General features: G+C 34.5%; 26 protein-coding genes and 2 riboswitches. Of the genes, 10 read left to right on the top strand and 16 right to left on the bottom strand.

The window, feature by feature from the left end:
- The first annotated feature begins 11 nt into the window (after positions 1 to 11).
- On the top strand, positions 12 to 1,331 hold the full coding sequence (locus tag ABDZ84_RS06640) for a glycosyltransferase family 2 protein (RefSeq protein WP_051388420.1): 1,320 nt from the start codon (positions 12 to 14) through the stop codon (positions 1,329 to 1,331).
- A gap of 188 nt (positions 1,332 to 1,519) precedes the next feature.
- On the opposite strand, the gene ABDZ84_RS06635 is transcribed toward ABDZ84_RS06640, so the two are convergent.
- The 5 genes from ABDZ84_RS06635 to ABDZ84_RS06615 all read right to left on the bottom strand — a co-directional run bounded on the left by ABDZ84_RS06635 (position 1,520) and on the right by ABDZ84_RS06615 (position 7,685).
- On the bottom strand, positions 1,520 to 2,647 hold the full coding sequence (locus tag ABDZ84_RS06635) for a DegT/DnrJ/EryC1/StrS family aminotransferase (protein ID WP_034679479.1): 1,128 nt from the start codon (positions 2,645 to 2,647) through the stop codon (positions 1,520 to 1,522).
- Positions 2,647 to 3,969 (bottom strand): nucleotide sugar dehydrogenase, encoded by a 1,323-nt coding sequence (locus ABDZ84_RS06630; RefSeq protein ID WP_026682483.1) that lies wholly within the window; start codon positions 3,967 to 3,969, stop codon positions 2,647 to 2,649. Before ABDZ84_RS06630 ends, ABDZ84_RS06635 begins: the two co-directional genes overlap by 1 nt.
- Positions 3,970 to 4,079: 110 nt before the next feature.
- Positions 4,080 to 5,087, bottom strand: coding sequence for a glycosyltransferase family 4 protein (locus tag ABDZ84_RS06625; RefSeq protein WP_026682482.1), 1,008 nt, complete (start codon positions 5,085 to 5,087; stop codon positions 4,080 to 4,082).
- A 154-nt stretch (positions 5,088 to 5,241) separates the two neighbouring features.
- Complete coding sequence (locus ABDZ84_RS06620; RefSeq protein WP_034679477.1) at positions 5,242 to 6,459, bottom strand: glycosyltransferase; 1,218 nt, start codon at positions 6,457 to 6,459, stop codon at positions 5,242 to 5,244.
- Positions 6,460 to 6,491: 32 nt separating this feature from the next.
- Positions 6,492 to 7,685: a glycosyltransferase gene (locus ABDZ84_RS06615; protein ID WP_343780648.1), complete on the bottom strand. Its 1,194-nt coding sequence runs from the start codon at positions 7,683 to 7,685 to the stop codon at positions 6,492 to 6,494.
- A gap of 148 nt (positions 7,686 to 7,833) precedes the next feature.
- On the opposite strand from ABDZ84_RS06615, the gene ABDZ84_RS06610 reads away from it, so the two are divergent.
- Together ABDZ84_RS06610 and ABDZ84_RS06605 are read left to right on the top strand one after the other, a co-directional pair.
- The gene (locus tag ABDZ84_RS06610) at positions 7,834 to 8,589 is read left to right on the top strand and encodes an SDR family NAD(P)-dependent oxidoreductase (protein ID WP_026682478.1); all 756 of its coding nucleotides are present in this window, start codon (positions 7,834 to 7,836) and stop codon (positions 8,587 to 8,589) included.
- A gap of 25 nt (positions 8,590 to 8,614) precedes the next feature.
- Positions 8,615 to 9,592, top strand: coding sequence for a dTDP-glucose 4,6-dehydratase (locus ABDZ84_RS06605; RefSeq protein ID WP_026682477.1), 978 nt, complete (start codon positions 8,615 to 8,617; stop codon positions 9,590 to 9,592).
- A 14-nt stretch (positions 9,593 to 9,606) separates the two neighbouring features.
- Here the strand turns inward: ABDZ84_RS06605 and ABDZ84_RS06600 are convergent, their stop codons facing one another.
- Complete coding sequence (locus ABDZ84_RS06600) at positions 9,607 to 10,824, bottom strand: glycosyltransferase (protein WP_026682476.1); 1,218 nt, start codon at positions 10,822 to 10,824, stop codon at positions 9,607 to 9,609.
- A gap of 151 nt (positions 10,825 to 10,975) precedes the next feature.
- On the opposite strand from ABDZ84_RS06600, the gene wecB reads away from it, so the two are divergent.
- Positions 10,976 to 12,049: a non-hydrolyzing UDP-N-acetylglucosamine 2-epimerase gene (wecB, locus tag ABDZ84_RS06595; RefSeq protein ID WP_343780644.1), complete on the top strand. Its 1,074-nt coding sequence runs from the start codon at positions 10,976 to 10,978 to the stop codon at positions 12,047 to 12,049.
- Between the two features lie 419 nt (positions 12,050 to 12,468).
- Here the strand turns inward: wecB and ABDZ84_RS06590 are convergent, their stop codons facing one another.
- From ABDZ84_RS06590 to ABDZ84_RS06580, 3 genes are read right to left on the bottom strand one after another with little or no spacing between them, the layout of a single operon-like run.
- Positions 12,469 to 13,494, bottom strand: a complete 1,026-nt coding sequence (locus ABDZ84_RS06590; protein ID WP_166530642.1) for a D-glucuronyl C5-epimerase family protein — start codon at positions 13,492 to 13,494, stop codon at positions 12,469 to 12,471.
- A gap of 5 nt (positions 13,495 to 13,499) precedes the next feature.
- Complete coding sequence (locus ABDZ84_RS06585; protein WP_026682473.1) at positions 13,500 to 14,189, bottom strand: acyltransferase; 690 nt, start codon at positions 14,187 to 14,189, stop codon at positions 13,500 to 13,502.
- 14 nt (positions 14,190 to 14,203) lie between these two features.
- Positions 14,204 to 15,127 (bottom strand): glycosyltransferase, encoded by a 924-nt coding sequence (locus tag ABDZ84_RS06580; protein ID WP_034679474.1) that lies wholly within the window; start codon positions 15,125 to 15,127, stop codon positions 14,204 to 14,206.
- Positions 15,128 to 15,259: 132 nt separating this feature from the next.
- Between ABDZ84_RS06580 and ABDZ84_RS06575 the strand changes: the two genes are divergently transcribed.
- Positions 15,260 to 16,165, top strand: a complete 906-nt coding sequence (locus ABDZ84_RS06575) for a Gfo/Idh/MocA family protein (protein WP_026682471.1) — start codon at positions 15,260 to 15,262, stop codon at positions 16,163 to 16,165.
- Between the two features lie 781 nt (positions 16,166 to 16,946).
- On the opposite strand, the gene ABDZ84_RS06570 is transcribed toward ABDZ84_RS06575, so the two are convergent.
- On the bottom strand, positions 16,947 to 17,147 hold the full coding sequence (locus ABDZ84_RS06570) for a hypothetical protein (protein WP_026682470.1): 201 nt from the start codon (positions 17,145 to 17,147) through the stop codon (positions 16,947 to 16,949).
- 13 nt (positions 17,148 to 17,160) lie between these two features.
- Positions 17,161 to 17,355 (bottom strand): DUF2642 domain-containing protein, encoded by a 195-nt coding sequence (locus ABDZ84_RS06565; RefSeq protein WP_051388418.1) that lies wholly within the window; start codon positions 17,353 to 17,355, stop codon positions 17,161 to 17,163.
- A 279-nt stretch (positions 17,356 to 17,634) separates the two neighbouring features.
- Positions 17,635 to 17,746: riboswitch (TPP riboswitch) on the top strand.
- A 204-nt stretch (positions 17,747 to 17,950) separates the two neighbouring features.
- Here ABDZ84_RS06565 and thiW point away from each other — a divergent pair.
- The 5 genes from thiW to thiE all read left to right on the top strand — a co-directional run bounded on the left by thiW (position 17,951) and on the right by thiE (position 21,487).
- Positions 17,951 to 18,448 (top strand): energy coupling factor transporter S component ThiW, encoded by a 498-nt coding sequence (gene thiW / locus ABDZ84_RS06560; protein ID WP_026682469.1) that lies wholly within the window; start codon positions 17,951 to 17,953, stop codon positions 18,446 to 18,448.
- Positions 18,437 to 18,539, top strand: a riboswitch (TPP riboswitch). It overlaps the preceding gene by 12 nt.
- A 64-nt stretch (positions 18,540 to 18,603) precedes the next feature.
- Positions 18,604 to 19,290: a thiaminase II gene (gene tenA, locus ABDZ84_RS06555; protein ID WP_026682468.1), complete on the top strand. Its 687-nt coding sequence runs from the start codon at positions 18,604 to 18,606 to the stop codon at positions 19,288 to 19,290.
- Positions 19,290 to 20,096: a bifunctional hydroxymethylpyrimidine kinase/phosphomethylpyrimidine kinase gene (gene thiD / locus ABDZ84_RS06550; protein WP_121604428.1), complete on the top strand. Its 807-nt coding sequence runs from the start codon at positions 19,290 to 19,292 to the stop codon at positions 20,094 to 20,096. The genes tenA and thiD overlap by 1 nt, the downstream gene beginning before the upstream one ends.
- Positions 20,093 to 20,866, top strand: coding sequence for a hydroxyethylthiazole kinase (gene thiM / locus ABDZ84_RS06545; RefSeq protein ID WP_026682466.1), 774 nt, complete (start codon positions 20,093 to 20,095; stop codon positions 20,864 to 20,866). Before thiD ends, thiM begins: the two co-directional genes overlap by 4 nt.
- 3 nt (positions 20,867 to 20,869) lie before the next feature.
- Positions 20,870 to 21,487, top strand: coding sequence for a thiamine phosphate synthase (thiE, locus tag ABDZ84_RS06540; RefSeq protein ID WP_318279843.1), 618 nt, complete (start codon positions 20,870 to 20,872; stop codon positions 21,485 to 21,487).
- 341 nt (positions 21,488 to 21,828) lie between these two features.
- Here the strand turns inward: thiE and ABDZ84_RS06535 are convergent, their stop codons facing one another.
- The 5 genes from ABDZ84_RS06535 to ABDZ84_RS06515 form a co-directional block, all read right to left on the bottom strand.
- Positions 21,829 to 21,972 (bottom strand): hypothetical protein, encoded by a 144-nt coding sequence (locus ABDZ84_RS06535; RefSeq protein WP_161629286.1) that lies wholly within the window; start codon positions 21,970 to 21,972, stop codon positions 21,829 to 21,831.
- 243 nt (positions 21,973 to 22,215) lie between these two features.
- Complete coding sequence (locus ABDZ84_RS06530; protein ID WP_121604426.1) at positions 22,216 to 22,953, bottom strand: MerR family transcriptional regulator; 738 nt, start codon at positions 22,951 to 22,953, stop codon at positions 22,216 to 22,218.
- 269 nt (positions 22,954 to 23,222) lie between these two features.
- The gene (locus ABDZ84_RS06525; RefSeq protein ID WP_343780635.1) at positions 23,223 to 23,858 is read right to left on the bottom strand and encodes a hypothetical protein; all 636 of its coding nucleotides are present in this window, start codon (positions 23,856 to 23,858) and stop codon (positions 23,223 to 23,225) included.
- Positions 23,859 to 23,871: 13 nt separating this feature from the next.
- The gene (locus ABDZ84_RS06520) at positions 23,872 to 24,270 is read right to left on the bottom strand and encodes a permease prefix domain 1-containing protein (protein ID WP_205389492.1); all 399 of its coding nucleotides are present in this window, start codon (positions 24,268 to 24,270) and stop codon (positions 23,872 to 23,874) included.
- Entirely contained in the window at positions 24,267 to 24,596 is a 330-nt protein-coding gene (locus ABDZ84_RS06515; RefSeq protein ID WP_026682462.1) for a PadR family transcriptional regulator, read from the bottom strand. Before ABDZ84_RS06515 ends, ABDZ84_RS06520 begins: the two co-directional genes overlap by 4 nt.
- Positions 24,597 to 24,817: the final 221 nt, after the last annotated feature.

Raw genomic sequence — 24,817 nt, 5'->3', positions numbered from 1 at the left:
GGCGGTCTATAATGTTGAAAGATATATCAGCCATTATCATCTTTCCTTTCAATCAAAAAGTATTCTATAAAATGATAGCTTCTTTACGTGCTCTTCATAAGAGAATAAATTCTGTTATTGTATTTCAAGAAGAAAATGTAGTTTTAGATAGTAGTCAGTTTAGTGATTGGTCTATCCATTTTGATTTTGTTCCTATTAAGAATGACTTAGAAAAAGAACTAAATAATGTGATAGATCAGATGATTACCCCCTATGCTTTATTTCTAAGTCACACACATTGTCTATCTCCACATATCTCCTCAGAAAAGCTTCAGCTTAAACAACCAAAGACAGTGTTAGCAACGTGCTGCCATGACCATCATAGTATTATTTATCTGCCACTTTTCGTATCGACTGCGTATATTAAAAAAATAGGTGGGTTCTCCAACGTTAAAACTCCATTTAAAGAAGCCTTTTTGCCTGCTTGGATTGCGAATATAGATAAATCATGTCAAGTTAACAAAGAAGGTTTGATTAAGCAAGCATGGCAAACAGTCACCTCTACAAATAAGGAAAAACAATTAATGATAGAAAAATACCAATTAGAAAAAAATAAACGAAGTTCTCCTTCTCTTACTGTATTAATCTCAAATTATAATATGGAAAAATATGTAGAAACCGCCGTTGCTTCATGCACTTTACAAATAGAACCATTTGATCAAATACTAATCATCGATGATGGCTCTACAGATAACTCCTTAAATAAACTATTACAATGGGATAATAGAGAACAGGTAAGATTATTTACCAAAAATAATGGAGGCAAGGCTAAAGCCTTAAATAAACTACTACCTTATGTTACATCTGAATTTATAGTAGAGCTTGATGCCGATGATTGGCTAGATCCTAATGCAGTATCCATTGTAAAAAAGTACTTATTAAAGCTCTCGAAGGAAACATCCGTGCTCTACGGTAATTTTAGGAGATGGAAACAAGTAAATGAAGACATACTTTTTAAAGGAATAAGTAAGGGGAAAAGCGTTGACGGAGAAGCTGAGTTGATGTCTTATTCCTTCCCTCTCGGACCGAGGATATATCGAACATCGATTTTAAAAAAAGTAGGTGGCTTTCCAGTAATCGATTTTGAAAGTGGAAGGCTGTATGAAGATGTAAGCATCTTATTGCAATTAGTAAAGCAATCTAAGCTACATTATCAGGATTTTACGATTTATAATATTAGAGAACACAAAGAAAGTATTACCAAAAATAACGGTAGCAAATGGAATGAGTTTATTAACAACATAATTCCTAGGATAAATAATAAAAGTCCTAAAATAAATGAAAAGGATTGAATAAGTATTACGTATATATAGCCGACTATAGCTTCTTCACTACTTGTTATTGTAAATTATAAATGATTAACTAATCAAAAAAATCATTAGAGCTTATTAATAGTCCTAAGAAAGCAAAGCATAAAAACGCCCATAAGACTAGTTCATTACTCCTCTACAATTATGGGCGTAATTAGTTTATCTATGGCTTATAGACCGCTATTTAAAAAGTTTAAAACCTTTTCAATCACATACTCTTGTTTTTGAATAGATAGCATTGGATATATAGGCAACGCAAGTATTCTATTAGCTACTTTTTCTGCTATCGGGAAATCCCCTTCTTTATATTCGAGATAATGAAAAGCCTGCTGCAAATGTAGAGGAATTGGATAATAAATAGCAGAGGCAATTCCATAATTTCTTAATTCTAGTGCAAGTTCGTCTCTTTTATCTAATTCAATACAATACTGATGGAAAGTATGCGCTTTGTTATTTGGTATTACTGGGCTTTTCACAAATTCCTTAAAGTTATCTGTATACCGCCTTGCAACCTCCCTTCGCTGATGCAGGAAAATATCTAAATAAGATAATTTAATTAATAAAATAGCAGCTTGAAATTCATCAAGCCTACTGTTCATACCAATTGATGAATGATAATATTTTTCCTTACTACCATGATTTCTGAGTTTACAAATTTGTTCATAAACCTTTTTTTGATTCGTAGTTATCATTCCTGCGTCACCAAATGCCCCGAGATTTTTTGAAGGAAAAAAAGAGAAGCAAGCAATATCTCCAATCGATCCTACTCTTTTTCTATCATCTTCTGCTCCAATTGCCTGACAAGCATCTTCAATCACCTTCAAGTTATATTTTTTAGCTATATCTATGATTTCTTTCATTCTAGCAATTTGACCATATAAATGTACTACAAGAATGGCTTTTGTTTTTTCCGTAATTTGTTCTTCAATTTTTGCAGGATCTATATTATATGTTTCTTCTTCAATATCTACAAAAACAGGAGTAGCACCGACTTGTGCGATGGCTTCACCAGTAGCAAAGAAAGTAAACGGAGTAGTAATTACTTCATCTCCGTCCCCAACATTTAAAGCTTTAAGGGACAATTCTAAAGCATCAGTGCCATTTGCTACTCCGGCACCATACGATGCTCCTACATATTTCGCTATTGCCTTTTCTAATTTCTCTCCTTTTTCTCCTAGTATATACTCACCGCTATCTAAGACATCACCTAACGTCTCGATAATTGGACTTCTTATTAGATATAATTCTTCTTTTAAATCTACCATTGGAATAGGGGTTAATTTGTTATTGTTAAACATCATAACTCCTCCTTTGGCTTTTCATTACCTATACTCCTATAAGTAATCCCCAGACTACTGATCTCATTTTTATTTAGTTTATTTCGGCCATCTAAAACTAGCATACAATTTTTGAACTCTTCAAAACTTAAATCAGTATAAGCATCATGAAAAGCTTGAAGGATTACAACATCAATTTCAGAAACAAATTTATCCTGTAAAGATAAAGGCGAAGCTCCATATGATTTAATTTCTTCATTCGTAAATAAAGGATCATTTACAAATACATTTGATCGCATATTCGTTAGTTGGTCCATTAAAAGTAATGTTGTAGACTTAGTTGGTTCCTTTACATTTTCTCTATACGATAATCCTAGAATGAGAATATTTTTGTCTGTTAAGCTTCCAAGTTCCTTTTCAATCTTAGCAATAGCATAATTAGCCATACGATCATTAATTGTCCTTGCCAACCGTGTCATTCCTTGTTTCAAACCTTTATTAATAAAAAAATATGGATATATTGGAATACAATGTCCTCCAACACCAATTCCAGGTGTGTGTAAATGTGAATATGGCTGACTATTACTTGCTACTATTACTTCTGACATATTTACGCCTTTTGTTTCTGCAAACTGAGCTAGCTCATTTGCAAGTGCAATATTCACATCACGATATACACATTCTGCAATTTTAGAAAACTCAGCTGTTTCTATTGAGCTCACTTCAATCAATTCACAATGTAAAGCATTTTTATAAAATTTTACAGCTAATTCCAAACTCTTTTCATTAACTCCACCAACAACCTTTGGATATTTTTTTAAATCTTCTATTATTCGATTGGAATAAACTCTCTCTGGACTATAAGCGAGGTAGAAATCTTCTCCTAAGCGTAAACCAGATAGCTCTTCTATCTTTTTACCAAACCGATGTTGTGTATCACCAGGAGGAATAGTCGTTTCAAAAATAACTAGTGTACCTTTTTTAATCCCACTAGCTATATCTTTAACGGCAGCATCTATCAATTGATAATCTACATTGTACTGATTATCGATTAGTACAGGGACAATTACAACAACTATATCCGATTTCGTAACAGCTTCTGCTGTCACAGTGGTTGCAGATAAGTTCTTGCTTTTATGAGCTGTCAAAACCAACTTATCTAAGCCAGGTTCATTAACAATATGAGATTTACCTTGATTAATTGTAGCTACAACATCCTTATTTATATCCGATCCATAGACATTATAATTATTATTCGCAAATACTGCAGCTATCGTTAATCCAATTTTCCCAAGTCCAATTACTGCCACATTCGCTAATGCTTCTTGTTGATTTGTTATCATTATTCACCCTCATTTCTACAAAGAAAGATACTATAACATACGAATCCACTTGTAGAATGACTGTACATTAGCACTTATAAGGATAAAATCAACTACCGCCTCTAAAACTACTACTTTAGTTCGTTATAAATATCAAGATAACGTTGTGCGACTATTGGAGAATCATGATATGTCTCAATATATTTTCTTCCCCTTTTTCCAAGCTTATTCCAGCTCTTTGGTCTTTGGATTAGTTCTTTTAGTACGCTTGTAATCGTAGAAGGATTCGCATTTATGATTGGGGTATTACCGGGATATTTAGTCACTAGGTCTTCCCTTAAATAGCAAATAACAGGCTTTCCGAAGGCCATTGCCTCAGAACTAATATACCCGCTAGCCCCAATTCGTAACTGATCGATAACAATATCAGCTTGGGACAGCAGATTCCTTGTCTCTTCATATGTAATCCCTTCAAGCAATTTAAACTGAAAAGGTATTCCTGATTCCTTTAAATCATGAACAGCTTGTAAAATAAATTCTGTCCCCTTAAGATCGCGCGAGGTAGGAGCATGAACAACAAGTGGAGATGTTTTTCGTGGGTCAGGGTACTTTGGCTTAAAATTACGGACATTAATAGTATGTGGAATAATATGTGTATGTTTATACATGTGTGAAATATACCCTTCCAATTCAGGGTCTTGGACAACGGCATGATCAATATAGCCTGAAAGAGTCTCTACATTGCTATATATTTTTTCTTCCGTCCATTCAGGTTTCACACGAACATATGGGTTTAAACGCTTTGCAACGGACAATACGCGAATATCAGAACCATGGTGATGTACGATCATTTTCTTACCTGCTTGCTTTAACATGGCTAGATCCCTTTTATCAGAAAAAAAAGTTTCACCAAAATGAAAGTGAAAGATGTCATAGGTTTGCATCGCTTCTTCTAAAAATTCGTTAATTCTTTTTTCCCTTTCCGTAGGTGGTAATAAATTTAAATGTAGGCACATATCTGGTTGAAACTTGTATATATTGTCGTTAAAATGGCATGCTGTCGCCTCGACTCCTTTTGCTCGTAATGCCCTACATAATTCAATCATAGGGGCACCATAAGGTAAATGTAAGACTTTCATTAGAATTCTCCTCGTATATTAATATTTAGGCGTTATGTTTTCGCCCATTGTTTCATATTCATTCTTATTTCTTAAATATTTTACGTGCGTTAAACCCGTCGCTTTACACTACAAACGGACACTTTTCGATGGCTAATTAGCACTATTCTACCAATTATCCATCCATTAATTTTTTATACACTTTAAATAGTCTATTTTCCATATGCTCCCAACTGAACATAGACTCCATTATCTCTCGTGCATGATAACTCATCTCATCAAGCTTATAATTTTCTAAATAAAGTAAAGCTTCTACGTAATCTTGCGCATCAGCCTTTAGTTTGGGGACAACGTAACCACATCGATACGTTTGAATAAATTCAGCCATATCTTTGCATTGATTTACTAAAACAGGAACACCATTGTTTAAATAACTAAAGAACTTATTTGGCATAGCAAATCTGTTATTTAAAGAATGGCTGACGTCTAAATCAATCCACCCTATATCTGCATCTTTCATAGCTTTTGGTATGGAATCATAATGCTGCCAACCAACAAATTCAATATGATCATTAATATTCGTTAGGTTGTAATGATTATTATCGTATTTATCTGCCTTCCATCCCCCAATTATTTTGGCTTTTACAGACATTTGCTTATTAACTAATTCCAATATATGAACAAATTTATCAAAGCTCCCTCTCTTTTTATTTACTGTGCCTTCATACACAAGCGTTAATTCGGAATTGTTCGTTTTCTTCGGTACATAATCCCTAGCTAACGGTGGAGAATTATAAATTATTTCTATAGGGAGATTGAGATTAAAGGATAAATACCACTCTTTAATTGATTCAGATACAGTTACCAAATAATCTAACTCTTTTAGCATTATTTTCAGCATCTGAATTTTTATTTTCAACGTTTGGATAGGCTGTTTTAAAAGGGGGTCAGGTTCTAATTCATGACTATCATAAACAAGTTTGCATCGTTTTCCTTGAGACATGAATGCACGTTTGATCAAAATACCAGAATATAAAGAAAAAAATTCATGTGCATGATAAATATCAGCATCCTGCTCAATCCCTAGTTGTGTTAACGGATCTGAAAACTGATTATTCTTTTTCGACTGGAGGTTATAATGCAATGTTTTTATATTTTTTTCCGGGAACATTTGCTCATATGTAACTATCTTTATGCCTTCATAATAAAACGTTTTTTCTAGAAAACGTTCAGTAAATGTACTACCGTCAATATCAAATAAATACCCCTCTATTCTGGGCACAATCATCGTTACACGATACCCTTGTTTTAACAGGCTCTTCGCTTCCTTTTTAAAAATACGAGCATCCAGAAAAGGATGCTCCGTTAATAAAAAACAAACATCTGTATGCATTATTACCCTCCCAATAATAGCCTCAATTCATTCTATAACAGAAAATACGGTTGTCGGTTTCCAACTAAGGATTGATAAACCGCCAATAAACGTTTTTCCATATGACTCCAGCTATAGGTTTCTTGCATAACGTTTCTTGCATTCTTACTCATTATCTGCCATTCATTCGTATATTGGTGCAAATATTGTATCGCATCTATATAATCCAAATAGCTAGGATTTCGTTTATTAATTACCATTCCACAGTAATACGTTCTAATAAATTTCTCTAGATCACTACATTTATTTCCTATAACAGGGATGCCATTGTTTAAATAACTAAATAATTTAGCAGGCATGGTAAAGGCATTATTAAGTGAATATGATGGATCAAGATCTATTAACCCAATATCTACATCCTCCATGGCTTTCGGTAGATCATGATAATTAATCCAACCAAATAGCTCTATCCTTGATTGTAAATGTTTTGGTATGGAAAGTGTTTCCCCGTATCTTGGACCACCAATGATCTTAAAGTGAATATTATTATCTTCATTGTAAAAATCCGTTATTGCTTTTATTTTCTCAAAGGTTTCTTTTGATATATTTCCTTCATGTGCTACCACAAGTGAATGATTAGACCCATTTTTTTTCTTGATATTTGGTGTTAATGATGGCGCATTATACACGACCTCTATGGATAGCAATGGATCTATAGATAAGTACCAGGATTTAATCGATTCAGATACTGTAACAATGTAATCAACCTTTTTTAAATTATCTTGGAGTGTCCTCATCCATCTTTGCTTTGTTTCAGCATTAATTTTTAAAGAGAATGGGTCTGGAATTATTTGTCTGCTGTCATATATTAATTTAACCTTTTTATTGTTCTGCTGTCTTAAAGCACACTTAATTTCTTTACCATATGTAAATGAATTCAACTCATGGGCATGATAGAAATCTGCATTCTCTTTCAATCCTAGTTGATAAAGAGGATCAGATAAATAATTAACGGATCTTTTTTCACTATCATAGGTAACAACTTTAATGCCTTGATAATAAAAAACCTTATCACGAAATTGCTTGGAAAATGGTTTTCCATCGGCATGAAATAGCAGACCGCCTTTTCGTGGTGCAATAATCGTAACATCAAAACCATGATTTAAAAGGCTTTTGGCCTCACATTCAAATATACGTGAATCTAGAAAAGGAAGGTAACATAGCAACATACATACCTTTTGATTCAAAAAAATCCCCCTATCTTTACTGTCTGAATTGAATATAGTCCTTCTTTCTACTTAATAAAGTATTAACACTCTAAATAAAATATTCATACATATAATTGAAATATGTGATGTATTTTTCACCGCTACATGAAATATTGGAGGATAACTTATGGATTTACAATTACAAGGTAAGAAAGTACTTGTTACTGGTGGAACAAAAGGAATTGGTAAAGCAATAGCAGAAGCCTTCCTAAAGGAAGGGGCCAAGGTGGGTATTGTAGCTAGAAATAAGTTAGAACTAGAAGCAGTAAAAAAGGAACTTGGTGTCAAGATTTATACAAAAGATATCGCAAATAATCAGCAAAGAGAACAATTAATATCTGATTTTATAAACGATTTTAATACAATAGATGTTCTTGTTAATAATGCAGGGGCTAGCTATGGAAAAAGTATTTTAGAAACACCCCCCAATCTCTTTAATGAAGCGATGAATCTCAACTTTATCGCTGCTGTTCATTTAAGTCAATTAGCAAGTCAGCACATGATTGCTGAAGGGTCCGGAGTAATTATAAACATCTCTTCTATTTACGGAAAGGAATCAGGGGGAGTTCCAGCTTATAACGCTTCAAAATCCGCTTTAAATAGTTTCACAAAATCGTTTAGCTCTGAAGTAATAAAACATAATATTCGTGTTAATGGTATTGCTCCAGGTGCTATTTTCCACCCCAACAAGGAATGGAAACGACGAATTAAAAACGACCCACACTTCTTAGACAATTATGCACAAGCTAACATACCAGCAGGAAGACTTGGTAAACCAGAGGAGATAGGAAATACTGCTGTTTTTCTTGCATCAAATAAAGCTTCGTGGATCGTTGGATCTACAATTAGTGTAGACGGTGGACAGTCACGATTGAATTATTAAATGAAACATGGAAGGGAAGGGCAACATGAAAAGGCAGTCACTTAAAAACAGCACTATTTTAGTCATTGGTGGAGCGGGCTTTATTGGAAGTCACTTAATAGATAAATTAATAGAAGAAAAAGCTAAAGAAATTATTATTTTGGATAATCTTTTTACCGGAAACAAAGAAAATTTAACCTCTGCTCTGGAAAAGAATAATACAACGCTTTATATCGATAATGCCGAAAACCAAGAAACCCTAAACTATATTATGGAAGAACACGACATTGACATTGTTTTTAACTGTGCAACCAAAGCATTGAATTATTCGTTTATGAATCCAGCCAATGCCTTTTTAACAAATGTTATAGTTTTAAAAAATTTATTAGAATTACAACGAAAAAAGAAATTTAAAACACTGTGTCATTTTTCATCATCAGAGGCATTTGGATCATCTCAGTATCAACCGATGGATGAAAATCATCCTTTAGCTCCTACAACAACTTATGCCGCCGGAAAAGCTGCTGCTGATTTGATGTTACAGTCTTATGTAACCATGTTTGATCTAGACGCATTTATTGTTCGGCCATTTAATAATTACGGGCCTAGACAAAATTTCACAGGACCTCTAGCTGGGGTTATTCCTACAACGATTAGAAAAATACTTTCTAATGAAATTCCTGAAATTCATGGCAGTGGTCAACAAACAAGAGATTATATATATGTGAAAGATACTGTCGATATCGTGACAACACTATATTCCGTAATTCCTCCAGGAGATTCTGTAAATATTACAACAGACCAACAGTTATCGATTGAATATATAATGGAGACGATCATTGATGAAATGAATTATCAAGGAGAGATCCTTAGAAAACCAAATCGAAAAGCTGATGTTACCAGCCATAGGGGATCAATGAAAAAATTGCAGAGCTTGATTGGCTCCTATAGTAAAACTGACTTTAAGGATGGAATTGCATTAACGATAAATTGGGTAAAACAGCAGGTCACTGAAACGAACTAAAAAAGAGCTTTACGCTAGTTATTGAGTAACTCATGATATACATTATCTAATCGGTTCTCCATTTTCTCCCAGCAATACGTTTCTTCCATTACTTTTCTAGCGTTTAGACTCATTTGTTTCAATACCTTCTTATTATTGGCTAAATATAGCATAGCTTCAGCATAATCTGTAGCAGTAGCATCTCTTTTATTAATTACTAAACCACATCGATGGGTTCGTAAAAAAGATTCCATCTCGTGGGAGCGGTTTACTACAATAGGAACACCATTATTTAAATAACTAAAGAATTTATTCGGCATCGCATAGGAACGATTAAGTGATTCATGTAAATCTTCATAATCAATCCAACCTACTTCTACATCTTTCATATGTTGTGTAATAGAATAATAATCTACCCACCCAGTTAATTTAATTTTATCCTTTAAATGATTGGGAAGTTTAAATGTATCACCAAACCTCGTTCCACCTATAATTTTAAATTGAAATCCGATGGAATCAGCACATTTTTCTGTAATTTGTATTATTTTATCCTTACTTCCCCTTTTATAATCAATGTTACCTTCGTAACAGGCAATTAGACCATTTCCGGTAAAGTCCTTTGGTTGAAATTCTTTAACCAATGGATGCGAGTTATATATGACCTCTACAGAAAATGTGGGATCTTGGGAAAGAAACCAAGACTTTATCGAATGTGAAATGGTAATGATTTGATCAACTTCTTTCAGCATAATTAAAAGCTTCTCTTTCAAGTTATTGCGATGACTCTCATGGTTTTTAGGATCGAAAGGGTCTGGTGTTAATTCATGACTATCATAAATTAACTTTACTTCTTTATTCCTTTGCTTTAATAACCTTTTTACACCAATCCCAGCAAAAAGCGATAAATACTCATGAGCATGATAAACGTCTGCATTTTGTTGTATACCAAGTTCTGTTAATGGGTTACTGAACCCTTGTTCCCACTTAGATACGGGAGCTACGACTTTGCTTAATGGTGCTCTACTTTCTTCAAATGAATAAGTGACTATCTTAATTCCTTCATGCATAAATGATGAAGAAGTAAATTTATCTTTTATAGGAGTACCATCGATGTCAAACAAATATCCATCCTTTCTAGGAACAATTAATGTCACATCATAACCTAAATTTTTTAAACTTTTGGCTTCTCGTTTAAATATTCTAGAATCTAAAAATGGGTGTTCTGCAACTAGCATGCATACCTTTTTAGACAATTTTTCATGCCCCTTTCCTGTATTAAAGTTGTGTTAGATATCTAACTCTTTTATTCTATTTTTTTACTTTTCAAGTCATGTGCAGACTAGTGATAAGGATATAAAAAATCATAATTTTATACTGTAAGCCTTATATAGAAAGGAGAAAGAAATGCACATTTTAACTATAGTAGGCGCAAGGCCACAGTTTATCAAAGCATCCATGTTATCTAAAGCGATCAATTCCCAATCCAAAATAAAAGAGATCATGGTACACACAGGTCAACATTATGATGATAATATGTCTACCATCTTTTTTGACCAATTAAAGCTTGCTAAACCAGATTATTATTTAGGTATAGGTTCTGGCTCTCACGGTGAACAAACTTCTAAAATGCTATTAGAATTAGAAAAGATCATGATGTCTGTTAAGCCTGATATTGTACTTGTATATGGAGATACGAATTCAACCCTTGCAGGAAGCATCGCTGCAGCAAAACTCCATATTCCCTTAGCTCATGTTGAGGCTGGTTTACGTAGTTTTAATAAAAAAATGCCTGAAGAGATTAATAGAGTGATTACAGACCATTTATCAACATTGCTATTTTGTCCAACGCAAACTGCTATTGATAATTTAGAACAAGAAGGCATCAGCAGAGGTGTTTATTTAACGGGAGATATTATGTATGATTCTATTCTTTACTTTAAAGATCATGCTATCCAACAATCTACCATTTTAGAAGATTTATCACTTACAAATAATAATTATTATCTTGCCACTGTTCATCGAGCAGAGAATACCGATCAACCCGAACATTTAAAACAAATACTAACTGCATTTCAACAATTAGATAAAACAGTAGTCCTTCCATTACACCCTAGAACTAAAAGTAAAATTAAACAGTATAAGTTAAATGAATTAATTGATTTACCTCATATCAAAACAGTAGAACCATTACATTATTTTGATATGTTAGCATTAACTGCTCAAGCAACAGCAGTTCTAACTGATTCTGGTGGTTTACAAAAAGAAGCCTATATGCTACAAATTCCGTGTATTACATTAAGGCAGGAAACAGAGTGGATTGAAACTGTACAGACCGGCTGGAATCAGCTAGCAGGATATAATACGAAACAAATAGTAAATAATGTCAGGAATCTAAAGACTCCTAATCATTCTCCTCCACGGTTTGGTGACGGAAAAGCAGCCTACGCTATTCAGCATATTTTAATGAATGACTTTTAATTTAAAATAGAAACCTGAGAAAATGAGACTAAATATACAGATACAATAAAAGTAAAACTTCAATCAGTTGGGGGTTTTTGTTTTCCCCCACTGATTGTTAGTACCACAAGGGTATGACCTAAAGGCACTGGAACCAATCGGACATTTACTGGCAGTTGATCCCACACTTATCCATATCGATTTCACTATTGCTTGAAGTGGGGATTTTACTGCCAGTTATATGCGGGATTAACGATGATCTTTCATTCCAGAGCCCCTTGATATCCCCAACTTAGGGGAAAACACAGACGCACTGCCCCTATTGTCTTACGCATCTCATAATAGGGGGAGCACTGCGATGTACAAGCCTACCTAGAATCGAGCTTCTATAACATTCTTTCCTATTTGGAGAATAATTCATTTGTATACTTTTATTTGAATTATACAGTAGACACTTTTCCGTCTAAATAGCCTTTCCATCTTTGTAATGCTTCGTTCATTTTTGCGTCCTTCTCTATCGAGTTTAATGCAGCTAATAAATGGATATGGGTAATATGATATCCCCACTTTGCTACATTTGGATAACCTCCATCCGTTGTATAATGCGTTAAATCATAAGCAGTGCGTGACCCCAAATCATATAAAGGTAACATTCTTTTTAGCGAAACAATTCCTTCTTGATATAATTTTTTTGTTTCCACATCGCCACTTTGTTTATAAAGATCATATAATCCAATTAATCCAAACATGAAGCCATTCAAAATAAAACTAGGTGGATCTGTTGGACATTCTTCATAAAACATGTACTTGTCTTCAAACTTAGCTAGCACCCCATTGTTATTTGAAGGGATCTTAAACATTTTAGTGGCTTTTAATGCACTTTGCTCATACTTTTTATCTCTGGTAAGCGCAGTAGCTCTAGATAAAACGGACATGACCATACCTAATCCAATAGCAGAATACCATGGAGACTTGATTTTATTTAACCTACCAGGGTAATAGTGAAGATCAAATTGATACGGCCAACCTCCTTGTTCATCTTGATGATGCATAAACCAATTAGCTACTTTTAAAAATTTTTGCTTACTTGCTAATTTCTTCTCTTTTAAATAAATGCTATAATGTTGCAGCCCATATTGAGCAATTGTAGACGGATTAAAATATTTTCCATACGTGTAAACTGTTTTGGGAATACCATTAATAAATTCAACATTCCAATTCTCTACACGATTTCTGTCATAATGTAAGTAATTACCTTGATAATCATATTGATCTATTTCTAAATAACGAGCCTTCGTAATGAAAATTTTCAGCAAATTTTCTGTTTCTAGCCACTCTTTTTCAACACCGTAACCTTTTTCTAGTAAAGTTATTGGAATTAGAAATTCATTACCTATTCTCTTCCCAACTGCTTCGAATTGATTGTGCATCAAAATCATAATATCTTCTATCTGCTTTGTATCCATTTATATCAACGCTCTTCTGATAAACCTATTTTTTTTGCGGGTATGCCTACAGCTATTACACCATTTTCTAAGTGCTTTGTAACAACAGAACCTGCACCGACTATCGTGTTGTTTCCAATATTCACCCCCGGTAGTAATGATGCATTATTCCCAATTTTGGCACCATTTTTAATAAAAGGTCCCTTTAGGCTATAACTTCGTGCTCCCATATACTTATCATTAGACATTGATACACAGGGACCAACAAATACATTATCTTCTATTATGGTATCCCCTGTAATATATGCCATTGTTTGAATAGTACAAGAGTCTCCAATTTGTGTATTTAGTTCAACTATCGCTGCTCTACCGATAACCGTTTTATCACCGACTATCGTATTTTCTCTGATACTCGCATGATCACCAATGAATACCTCTTCGCCAACTTGAACACCAGCGTAAATGGATACTAGATGACCAATCCGTGTACCAGCTTTAATTACTAACTCGGTAGTATTCGACGTTTTCCGCATTCTTTGGTTAATAGCTGGCTTGATACCAAGAACACAATTACAGCCAATCGTTACATTGTTATCAATTTTTGTTCCCTCTAAGATTACAGAGTTATGGCCAATTACAACATTCTCTCCAACTGTGACGTGATCCTCAATTGTAACATGATGACCAATCTGAGTACTTTCAGGTATAGAAGACAAACAAAAACCTCCCATTATTGTGATTGAAGTATCTTTTCTATTTTCTTAACTAATTGTTGTGCTCGATGCTGAACAGTATGGTGTTGATGAATAAACCGGTATCCTTGTTCAATTATTTGTTTCCGTTCCGTTTCATGAGCTAAAAAATATGCTGCCTTTTCTTCAAAATTATTTTCATCAATTGCTACAAAATGTACTCCTGGAATAAAGCCTATATCTTCTAATTCTTTAAAGGTAGGGGCTAATAGCAATGTTTTACAAGCAAGTGCTTCAAAATATTTTAGAACTGGATAATTATGTCTAGATGGACAAGTAAAAAATAGCTTTGATCTGTTCAATTCTTTTGCATAATTCTGCTCAATCATCTTTTCTTGTTCTTTCTCTCTGAAACTTTGATAACCTGGATGCGTGTGATAAATGAAATCAGCATTCCCCTCATACGTCTTAATGATTTTTTGCCTTAAGGGATACGTATCACTTACCGCTCCCATCAATAATAAATTGAAATCTTTTTTTAACTTATAGTCTTTACATACATCTATATTTACGAAATGCGGAAACCATTCCATTTTATCTTGAAATTCAGGATATAATGTTAAAAATTTATCTCTAATGACAGAAAACAAGTAATCTATATTATTTTTATTAATAAAATTTCGTCTAAGGCTTATAAAGCGATGAACATCATTTACAAATAAACCAGTTGGTATATCAATATGAGCAAGACCATTTATCTTTGGTGACATATGTTGATTAATATCATTTAAAAGTAATATAAAATCGGGTCTAGTTTCTAGCTTCCTTATTATATAGTCAATGTGTCCAGACTTTCTCCATAATGTTAAATGTACCATATTTTTAAGTTCCTGCTCTAAATAATAAAAATTCCTATTGATCAATTTTGAAGTGTCTTCTGCAATTAATAGCAATTTGATCATGTTGACACTCCTTCCTATCATTTGCGCACAGGCCAATTGCCAATTTTGAAATTTGTCGTTATGACAGTCTACCTCACTTTCTAGCTAATGCATAACATGTAAATAATTCGTATTCAAAGTGAGGAGAATTATATGAGAGTTGGTGTAATTGGAACTGGTAATATGGGAGAGAATCATATACGAACGTATTCGTCTATGTATCATCACTGCCAACTAATAGGTATATATGATATAGATGAAACGAAAAGAAATGAAATAGCTAAAAAATACAGTATTAAGCCTTTCCCATCATTGGATAATCTCTTAAAAGAAGTTGACGCTGTTAGTATAGCTGTCCCAACTAAGTTTCATTATGATATTGGTTTAAAGTGTATTGATAATAAAGTACACATGTTATTAGAAAAACCTATGACCAGTACAGTAGAACAAGCAAAAGATTTGCTTTATAAATCTTTAAAATCAGGGGTCATACTTCAAGTTGGCCACATTGAGCTTTTTAATCCCGTAATTCAGGAACTTCTAAAGGTATTAGAAAATAAAAAAATAATTGGCATTGAATTTCAGCGTATGAGCCCCTACCATAAAAGAATTAAAAATATCGATGTTGTAGAGGATTTAATGATTCATGATCTTTATATTTTGCAAGAGATTCTTAAGGATAAACTCATGGAAGTTAAGGCGTTAGGAAAAATAATTGACGGTACAATTAAGCATGCTGTGGTCATTGCCAAGTCTTCACAAGAGACAATCGTAAAGCTGTCAGCTAGTTTTAAATCTAAAAATAAAATTAGAACCATACAAATTCTCGCTGAAGATGCTTTTATAGACGTCAATTTATTAAAAAAAGAAATCAACATACGAAGCTCTATTCTCACCAAAACTATTAAGGTGGATGATTCTATACATCCACTACAAGTACAACTAACTGATTTCATAAATTGTATCAATCTTAAAAGAGAGCCTTCCGTAACTGGGAATGCAGGGATAAGAGCATTATTAATCACTAATAGCATTACTAATGAAATTAACAATGAGTAATAACAGATGTTCAACTTACAGATACAATTCTATATATAGGAAATATTAAAGTTAGTGCATTACTATGAATTACCATTACAATTTTATATAACCAAGGCTGAAACCAGTAATTGTAACAAGTTTTAAAACAACTTCAAGTAACTAGTTACCTATATTTCATAGGTAACTGGTTCTTCGATTTGTTTGAATTCTGATATCTTAATTATGTCTGATTCATCCTTTTGGTAGAGTTGGCAATTATTCCAGTGTATACAATACAAATTGTTTTTGATCACCATTAAAACAGTGAGCTATTACCTGTGACGACTAAGAAACTGATCTTGAAATTATAATCCCTATTTTGCCGTTGATCTCAAACGATTTTCTTCGTAAGAATATATTTATCAAATGCTATGTAACCGAAGATATTCTCCATTTTAAACCACTTTTTCAAGTTATTTAACTCCTGCTGAAGAATTAATTTCTTAGTGGACTTAATTCTGTAGCAAAAATTTAATACATTTAATTAGTAAATTATATATGCGAGGTTCCTTCACACTATTCAATTAATCTGTCATTTTTACAAATTGAAGAACTAATTCAAGGTTTGTCCAGCAAGTGCGTATTTTAAGAGGAATACATATATTGGACGTTTCTATAATTGTTTTTTAATGGGACCTTTTATTCTCTCTCTACATTCCATACCGTTAAACTATAATAACAGGTATAATCCTTCAAAAAGAAGAAGAATCATACCTGTTTTCGCATTTGAAGATTGAACAAAACTAAATGTTAGATTATGCTACGTAAATCGCACGAAATTAATAGCATTCAAAGATATATAAATTTTTTCAGTTCCATAACCATTACTAACATCAATAACAAGTACTAATTGTGATGTCACGTTCGAAAGAATACCTTCTATTAAATTACTATCTGTAGCTACTTCAACATTAGAACCTACACGTGTATTCAATTCAGCAGAAAAAGTATATAAAAACATCGTTATTCCTCCTTTATAATTCAGTAATCAACTCAATTTTATTTATTCGAATCAATGTTTGTTCTCCTGTATTTTCAATTAAGACAACATAGTCAGATCTAACCTTCAAAAGAGTCCCTGTTACTGTTCCAAAAGGAGTAGTGATCTCTATCTGTTCGTTCACCAAACTCTGAAGTAATTCTCTAATCGTAGAGGGAGTGCTTACCATTTTATCTTCACCCTTTCTTTAATATATCTCTATTTACCCTATGCTAAATTCATCTTGTCGTAAGGGCATTTATTTCCAAATAACATAAATTCAACAAATATCATATAACTATAAATAAAACTTAATAGACTGCTATCTTTAAGTGATATTAAAATTACGCGTTTATAAAAATAACTCTGTAGGTTAATACGCTATATTCTTTTTCCCATGACAAATAACAATATATTTGTTATGCTTGATTCAGTTAGTTGCTGAAAGCATAATTAAATTCACAAGTTACTTAACTACTAGGGGTGCCCAATATGTGGGCTGAGAGGAAACACGTGACGTTTCTAACTCTTATGGACCTGATCTGGTTAATACCAGCGGAGGGAAGTAGTAGACGCAACGTCTTTCTATTTTCTTACACAAAGCCAGGTCCATGGAGGATCTGGTTTTTTTCATAAGAACAGAGTGGATGTATATTATGCTTTGCTGTCTACCTTTAGCATCCATAGCTACTGGGGAGAGGCGTGTAGGACGTAAGCTATACCGCATATTGTCGGTAATTCCTATTGTTGTCCTATGCTCACTTTTTATAGAAAGGAGGGAATAAGTGAGAAGAACGCACGTATTAACATTGATGGCAATTTTCGTAGCAATTGGAACATTAGGAGCACAATTCTTATGGTTTCCTGCTGGAATTGCTAAAGCGTATCCAGTGCAGCACGCAGTAAATGTAATGGCGGCAGTAATACTGGGACCTGGTCCAGCCGTAGTCATAGCTTTTATGATTGGAATTTTACGAAATATGCTGGGGATTGGTACATTACTTGCTTTTCCGGGAGCAATGGTTGGTGCTTTCCTTGCTGGGCTTTTTTATCAGTGGTTTGGTAGAAAGCTGTGGGCTGTGATCGGAGAAAGCATTGGTACTGGTATTATCGGATCATTCATAGCGGTTCCATTTGCTAAATTGTTTATGGACAGTGCTGCTGGCGCTTTCATTTTCATGCCATCGTTTTTGGTAAGTAGCATAACTGGCGCATTTATTGGCTGGTTCATTTTATTACGAGTAAAGCAAGAAGATACGATACGCGTACAAGGAAACTACTAGGGGCGCTTTGTTGCTGAGATAAGGACTTTTCCTTTGTCCCTTTGAACCTGATCTGGATAATACCAGCGCAGGAAAGTAGTGGGGAACATATTATTATCCTCTATTTATCTACTTTTACACCTCTAGTGGCTTCCCATAATAGAAGGAGGCTAAATATGAATTTCACTGATCAATTAAGAGAAGAAAACAATGATATTTTCCAGCTTATTTTTAATCATCCCTTTGTTCAGGGGATAGGGACTGGCGAGATTTCTAAAGATGCGCTCGCACATTATATTAAAGCGGACTTTGAATACTTAAATGCCTTTATGCAAATTTATGGAATAGCGCTATCCAAATCAAAGAAACGTGATGATATTGCTTATTTCTTTGATCAAATAAATTTTATATTAAACGATGAAATCCACCCACATCATAACTTCTGCAATCATATCGGTGTGGACTATGCGTCCTTACAAGGACACCCTTTGCCACCTACTGCAGATCATTACATTAAACATATGATGTATCATGCACAAATGGGAACGTCTAGTGAGATACTAGGAGCTCTACTTCCATGCCCTTGGACATACTTAGAAATTGGTAGGGAATTAATGGAGCAGTATAATCCTAATAAAGATCACCCTTTTTACGATTGGATTAGTTTCTATGCAAGTGGTGATGTAGATAATACCACCTTTGAATTGAGAAAACGGTTGGATATACTTGCAGAAAATGCTGCCAAGGATGAAAAAGATCTCATTAGAGAAGCTTTTCGAAAAAGCTGCCAGCTGGAGCTTAAATTCTGGGAAATGGCCTACACATGTGAATCATGGCCAAACGCAGAAAAGGTGAACAGCTAATGGCTAGCATACCTTGCGCGCTGACTATTGCTGGAACAGATCCGAGTGGCGGTGCTGGCATACAGGCAGACCTAAAAACATTTCAAGAACTAACCGTATATGGAATGTCTGTAATCACCTCTGTTGTGGCACAAAATACAACCGGTGTGCAAAACGTACACCATCTACCTGTTACGATGATAAATGAGCAACTAAACTCAGTTATATCAGATATGCCTGTGCATAGCATAAAAACAGGTATGATTGCGAACAAAGATATGATGCAGGTTATTGCAGAGCACTTGTCCAAATCAGTTGTGAACTATGTCATGGACCCTGTCATGGTTGCAACTAGTGGCGATCCATTAATATCGGAAGATGCTCGATCGTTTCTCAAACAGCAGCTATTACCATTAGCGACTGTAGTTACTCCTAATATTCCTGAAGCACAGTATATTACAGGACAATCTATTGATAATACAAGTGATTTGCAAGAAGCGGCTTTCGAGATCGTCAAAAGCTTTGGAGCACGCGCAGCACTTGTTAAAGGTGGCCACCTGCAAGGTAAAGCCGTCGACTATTTATATGATGGGAATAAGCTTTACACGTTCGAAGCAGAGCGGTTTCAAACAAAGAATACACATGGTACAGGTTGTACGTATTCAGCGGCAATTACTGCTCATCTAAGTAAAGGTCTACCACTTTACGAAGCTGTAAAGCAGGCGAAACAGTATGTAACAGCTGCTATTCAATACTCCTTTTCACTTGGTGCCGGTAACGGACCTACAAATCATTGGGCGGTACGCAAAGAAAGGGTGGAACAATGACACAATCCATTATTCAAGCAGTTAGAGAACAAAAACCATTGATCCATAACTTAACCAATGAAGTAGTCATGAATTTTACAGCTAATGGTCTGTTAGCCTTTGGTGGAGCACCGATAATGGCAAAAGCAGAACAAGAGGCTAAAGAAATGGCTACCGCTGCGAATGGTGTACTTATTAATATTGGTACAACAACTTTAAACGAGCTATCAGCTATGAAACTAGCAGGAATAGCCGCAAATAAAAAAGGTATCCCTGTCGTACTTGACCCAGTTGGCGTAGCGGCTACAACCTTTCGCCAAGAAGCTGTAAAGCATTTGCTACACGAAGTACAGTTTACCGCAATCAAAGGTAATGCTGGTGAAATGGCACAGCTTGTGGAGATCCCTTGGAAAACAAAAGGTGTTGAGTCAATTGGGGACGGTAATCTAGAAGAAATTGCCGTTAAAGTTGCCAAAGCCTATCATACAACTGCTGTAGTTACTGGTGAGACGGATGTAATTTACAGTGAAGGGAAAATAATTCACAACACGACTGGTCATGTATGGCTAGAAAAAATTACTGGTGCAGGCTGCTTATTAGGAGCTATTCTAACTGCATGCTTAACAACTAATCATGCTCTAGAAGCTAAGGCATTGGCAGCAGTACAGTTTTATGGACTTGCTGCTGAACACGCGGCTTCTCAAGAATATGTGCTTGGTCCTGGAAGCTTCTTACCAGCATTTATAGACGCCCTTTCCAAAGACTTAGATCAATTGAAAGGAGTTAATTAATCTTTGCAGCTAAAGGATGCTCTAAGAAAATACTTTATTATGGGTAGTCAGAACTGCCATAACGATCCAAAGCATATTTTGGAACAAGCAGTAAAAGCTGGTATAACAGCATTTCAATTTAGAGAAAAAGGAAACGGGTCATTAACTGGTTATAAAAAATTTATTTTAGGAAAACAACTTCGGAATATCTGTCAAAACTATCGTATACCTTTCTTCGTTAACGATGACATAGAACTTGCTGAAATATTAGATGCAGATGGTATCCATGTTGGTCAGGATGATGTATCTGCTCTGGAATTACGTAGGCGTTTTCCAAATAAATGGGTCGGCCTTTCTGTATCAAATAAAACAGAATTAGTAAATAGTCCCATTTCCTCTGTTGACTATTTAGGAGTGGGGCCAATATTTTCTACTACAACAAAAGAGGATGCTAAATCAGCGATTGGACCGAATTGGATAAAAGATATCAAACAAGCTTATCCCTCCCTGCCAATTGTGGGTATAGGTGGTATCACTACAGACAATGCAGCTTCTGTTATCCAAGCGGGAGCGGATGGGGTTGCGATCATATCCGCTATAACCCTTGCAGAAGATATTAATAAAGCTGTTCTACAATTATAGTAGTAACAATCTATATTCAAAGAGTGCAGAAATAGCACACAAAACAATTAAAGCTGTGCCCAATAAAAAACAATCGGCACAGCTTTTTTTACGCTTGCTTTTTCGTCAATCCTGCGACTCTTTATACGAATAAAAGCAAAGCGCCCAATTAGAAACGTAGCGACTGGAGCGAGAGAAAGAATCATGGTGAGCTTCCGAGCCAATAATGACTTAGATTAGAGCGATTCGTGAAGTCGCATCGTTTCTGGTCGCTGAAGCTGGCCGCGGCTCAACACGCCCATATTTATCCACTTGAATAAAAAGAACCCGTAGCTCCAAGCTACAGGCTCATCAACATAAATCTATAGTTCATATCGCTTACAATGGTGTTTACTCCCCGCTTTACACCCATTCACACCGGAATCTGGTGACACTGCTGCCGATGCTGAAATAGACGAGAAAAGAAGCATGGTAAGAATGGAACTACCCAGCAATAACTTTTTCATTGTTTTATCACTACTCCTTTTATAATAATCTATCTACATTTTACTATACACTGTCACTCTCTAATTGTATATAAAAATCAGAATTTTGGTAATATAGTAGCAATCCTATTACATAAAGTAGCCTTTAGAACTACCATAACGACTGAAGGGAATAAGCACATAGCTCTATAGATAATAAACTGTTCGTAAAAACTTCAGCATGATTAACCGAAAAGAGACTGAAGCATTCCTGCCTCCTTCTATTTATTGAAGATTATCAGCATAGGCAGTCATCGCATCTCGCATGAATACAGCTAAACCATTACCATATTGATCGATATTTTTTGTGAAACGTTCATCATCTACATATAGTTGGCCTAGTCCTTTAAAAGCTTCTAGTGAATACGTTCCTATACGATTTAAGAATTGATACCATTCAGCAATTCGTTCTTGAGCAATTTCAGAGGCAGGATCTTCATGACGAACTTCGGCTAATTTACGATAAATCGCATGGAACGTTTCCTCAAACTCTTTTTTTTCAGCTTTTGTGAAGCTATTAAGTTTTGCATTCGATTTATTAACTGCTTTATCCCCCCAACGCTCTCGCGCTTCCTGTTCATAAGGATTATGACTAAAGTCAAATCCGGCAAATTTTTCTTGATTACTCATTACAATCTCTCCTTTTTTATACTTTAATGTTTTATCAATCGTTCCAATCATTGTATTGATTCGCCTCCTTTTATCAAGCAGCATTTTGCGATGCATCTCTAAGGCCTCAGCTTGATTAAAAGAAGGGCTGTCAATAATTTCTTTAATTTTCTTCAAAGAAAAATCAAGTTCCTTAAAAAATAAAATCTGCTGCAAACGTTCTAGATCATTCTCTGAATAAATGCGATATCCTGATTCGGTTGTTTGTTCGGGAGTCAATAGCCCAATTTCATCATAATGATGTAGTGTGCGCACACTAATCCCAACCAAATCAGCTACTTCCTTTACTTTCATAGCTGTTAACCTCCCTGTAAACTTACTATAAAGTATAACGTAACGTTAGAGTCAATAGAAAAAATAATTAACAGCATATTTAAATTCTAAATACAGGTTACCAATCGCTATATCCAAACAAAAAGAACTGGAACAAAGAATTTCAGTAAAAAAAAGCAGAACTATCATTCGAAATGTTTTGGTAACATTCGAATCCATCCTGCTTTTCTAGTTCTAAACTATTTGTTGCTGTATTGAAGCACCATTCAGCGGCTGTTTACACGCTTGATTCATGATTCCGTATTCCGTTTATATACAAAAAAATACAGGCTTAATGGCCACCAAAGAATGGCGAAAATCGGATAAATGGCCCAAATGGTACCTGGTGAGTAAATAATATTTACCATTATAAAAAATAAACAAAGAAGTAATGACGCATGGAGTGAAAAAGTAAAATACGTACTTCTTCTCACATGATACACAGATAGCGGCCACCATAATACAGCAAAGGCGGGAAATATAACCCAAGGAGTATGCGGAGAGACTATTACGTTTAGTAAAAAATAATAAAGAATAGCAACGCCACTACCAACAACTGCAACTCGTAATGTCTTGGCTTTAGCCCCTAAGAACACAAGAATCGGCCAGTAAACCAACGGAATAACTGTATACGAAACCCATGGATACGTAGGAGTACTTCTGTTCTCAATGATGAGAAGAATTACTAGTAATGTACTAGTAATAATAGCAAATAACGTCTGTTTCTTCTGCTTATAGCAATACAACCCTAACGGGAAAACTAACATTACAACGGCTGGGTACATAAACCAAATATGTTCTACACTTGTTAACATATTTACAATAAATAGAAAAATAATTGTCATTACTGAGCCTGTAACTAAAAAAGCCAAATCAATTTTTTTCACATTGTGTTCCTCCTCACTTTTTACGCTTCCAAGAAAAGTACATTGTTAGCGGCCACCAAAGTACTGCAAATGTTGGATATACAAACCAAATGATATCTGGTGTGTAGTAAAAGTTAATAAATACGAACAAGGAAATAATCAGAAGACTACTCCATATGGAATACCATAAATTAAGCTTAGGCAAATTCCTCTTCACAGGTTGTTTTGCGCCTAATTCTTGCTTTAAATCTTCAATATCCCCAAAATCAACAATAGCTTTATTTATCGCATCCTCCTCTGCCTTTCCTTGTTCCATCAAATCCCAGACCTTTTCTTCAAGGTTTTGGGTTACTTCTTGCATAACTGCGTTTTTTTGTTCACTTTCAGGAATGTTTTTAAATAATTCCTCAACATATCCAATAATTTCTTTCAATTTAATCCCTCCATAAATAAATCAATAATTTCCTTTGTTTCCTTCCATTCTTGAACAGTTTCTTTTAAATAAGCTTTTCCAAGAGTCGTTATGCGGTAATACTTTCGTTTTCCACCTCTTGAAACACTCCCAAAATAGGACTCAATTAGATCCTTTTTTTCCAGTCGCTGAAAAACTGCATATAAAGTAGCTTCCTTTATTTGAAATCTGTTATCTGTTCTGGAACTGATCTCTTTCGATATTTCATAGCCATAGCGATCCTCTTCACAGACTAAACGTAAAATTATCGATTCCAAGTGACCACGAATAATATCACTTCTTATCATTATCACACTTCCTTATTTTACAACTATTCTATCTGATAGAGTAATCATACGATAAATTACTCTATCTGTCAAAGTAATTTTTCAACCTCCTACATTAAAAAAAGACTGATAAAAAAATAAAGAAACAATAAAAAACGAACCTAATTAGTTGAAATTAATTAGGTACCGACCCCCTGAAGTTAGAGTAAAAAATCTAATTTCAGGGGGGGTTTTTGTGGCTA

Source organism: Virgibacillus salarius (assembly GCF_039521925.1).
Taxonomy (GTDB): Bacteria; Bacillota; Bacilli; order Bacillales; family Amphibacillaceae; genus Virgibacillus; species Virgibacillus salarius.
The sequence above is the reverse complement of the archived record's forward strand: the minus strand, read 5'-3'. Positions and strand labels throughout refer to the sequence as shown.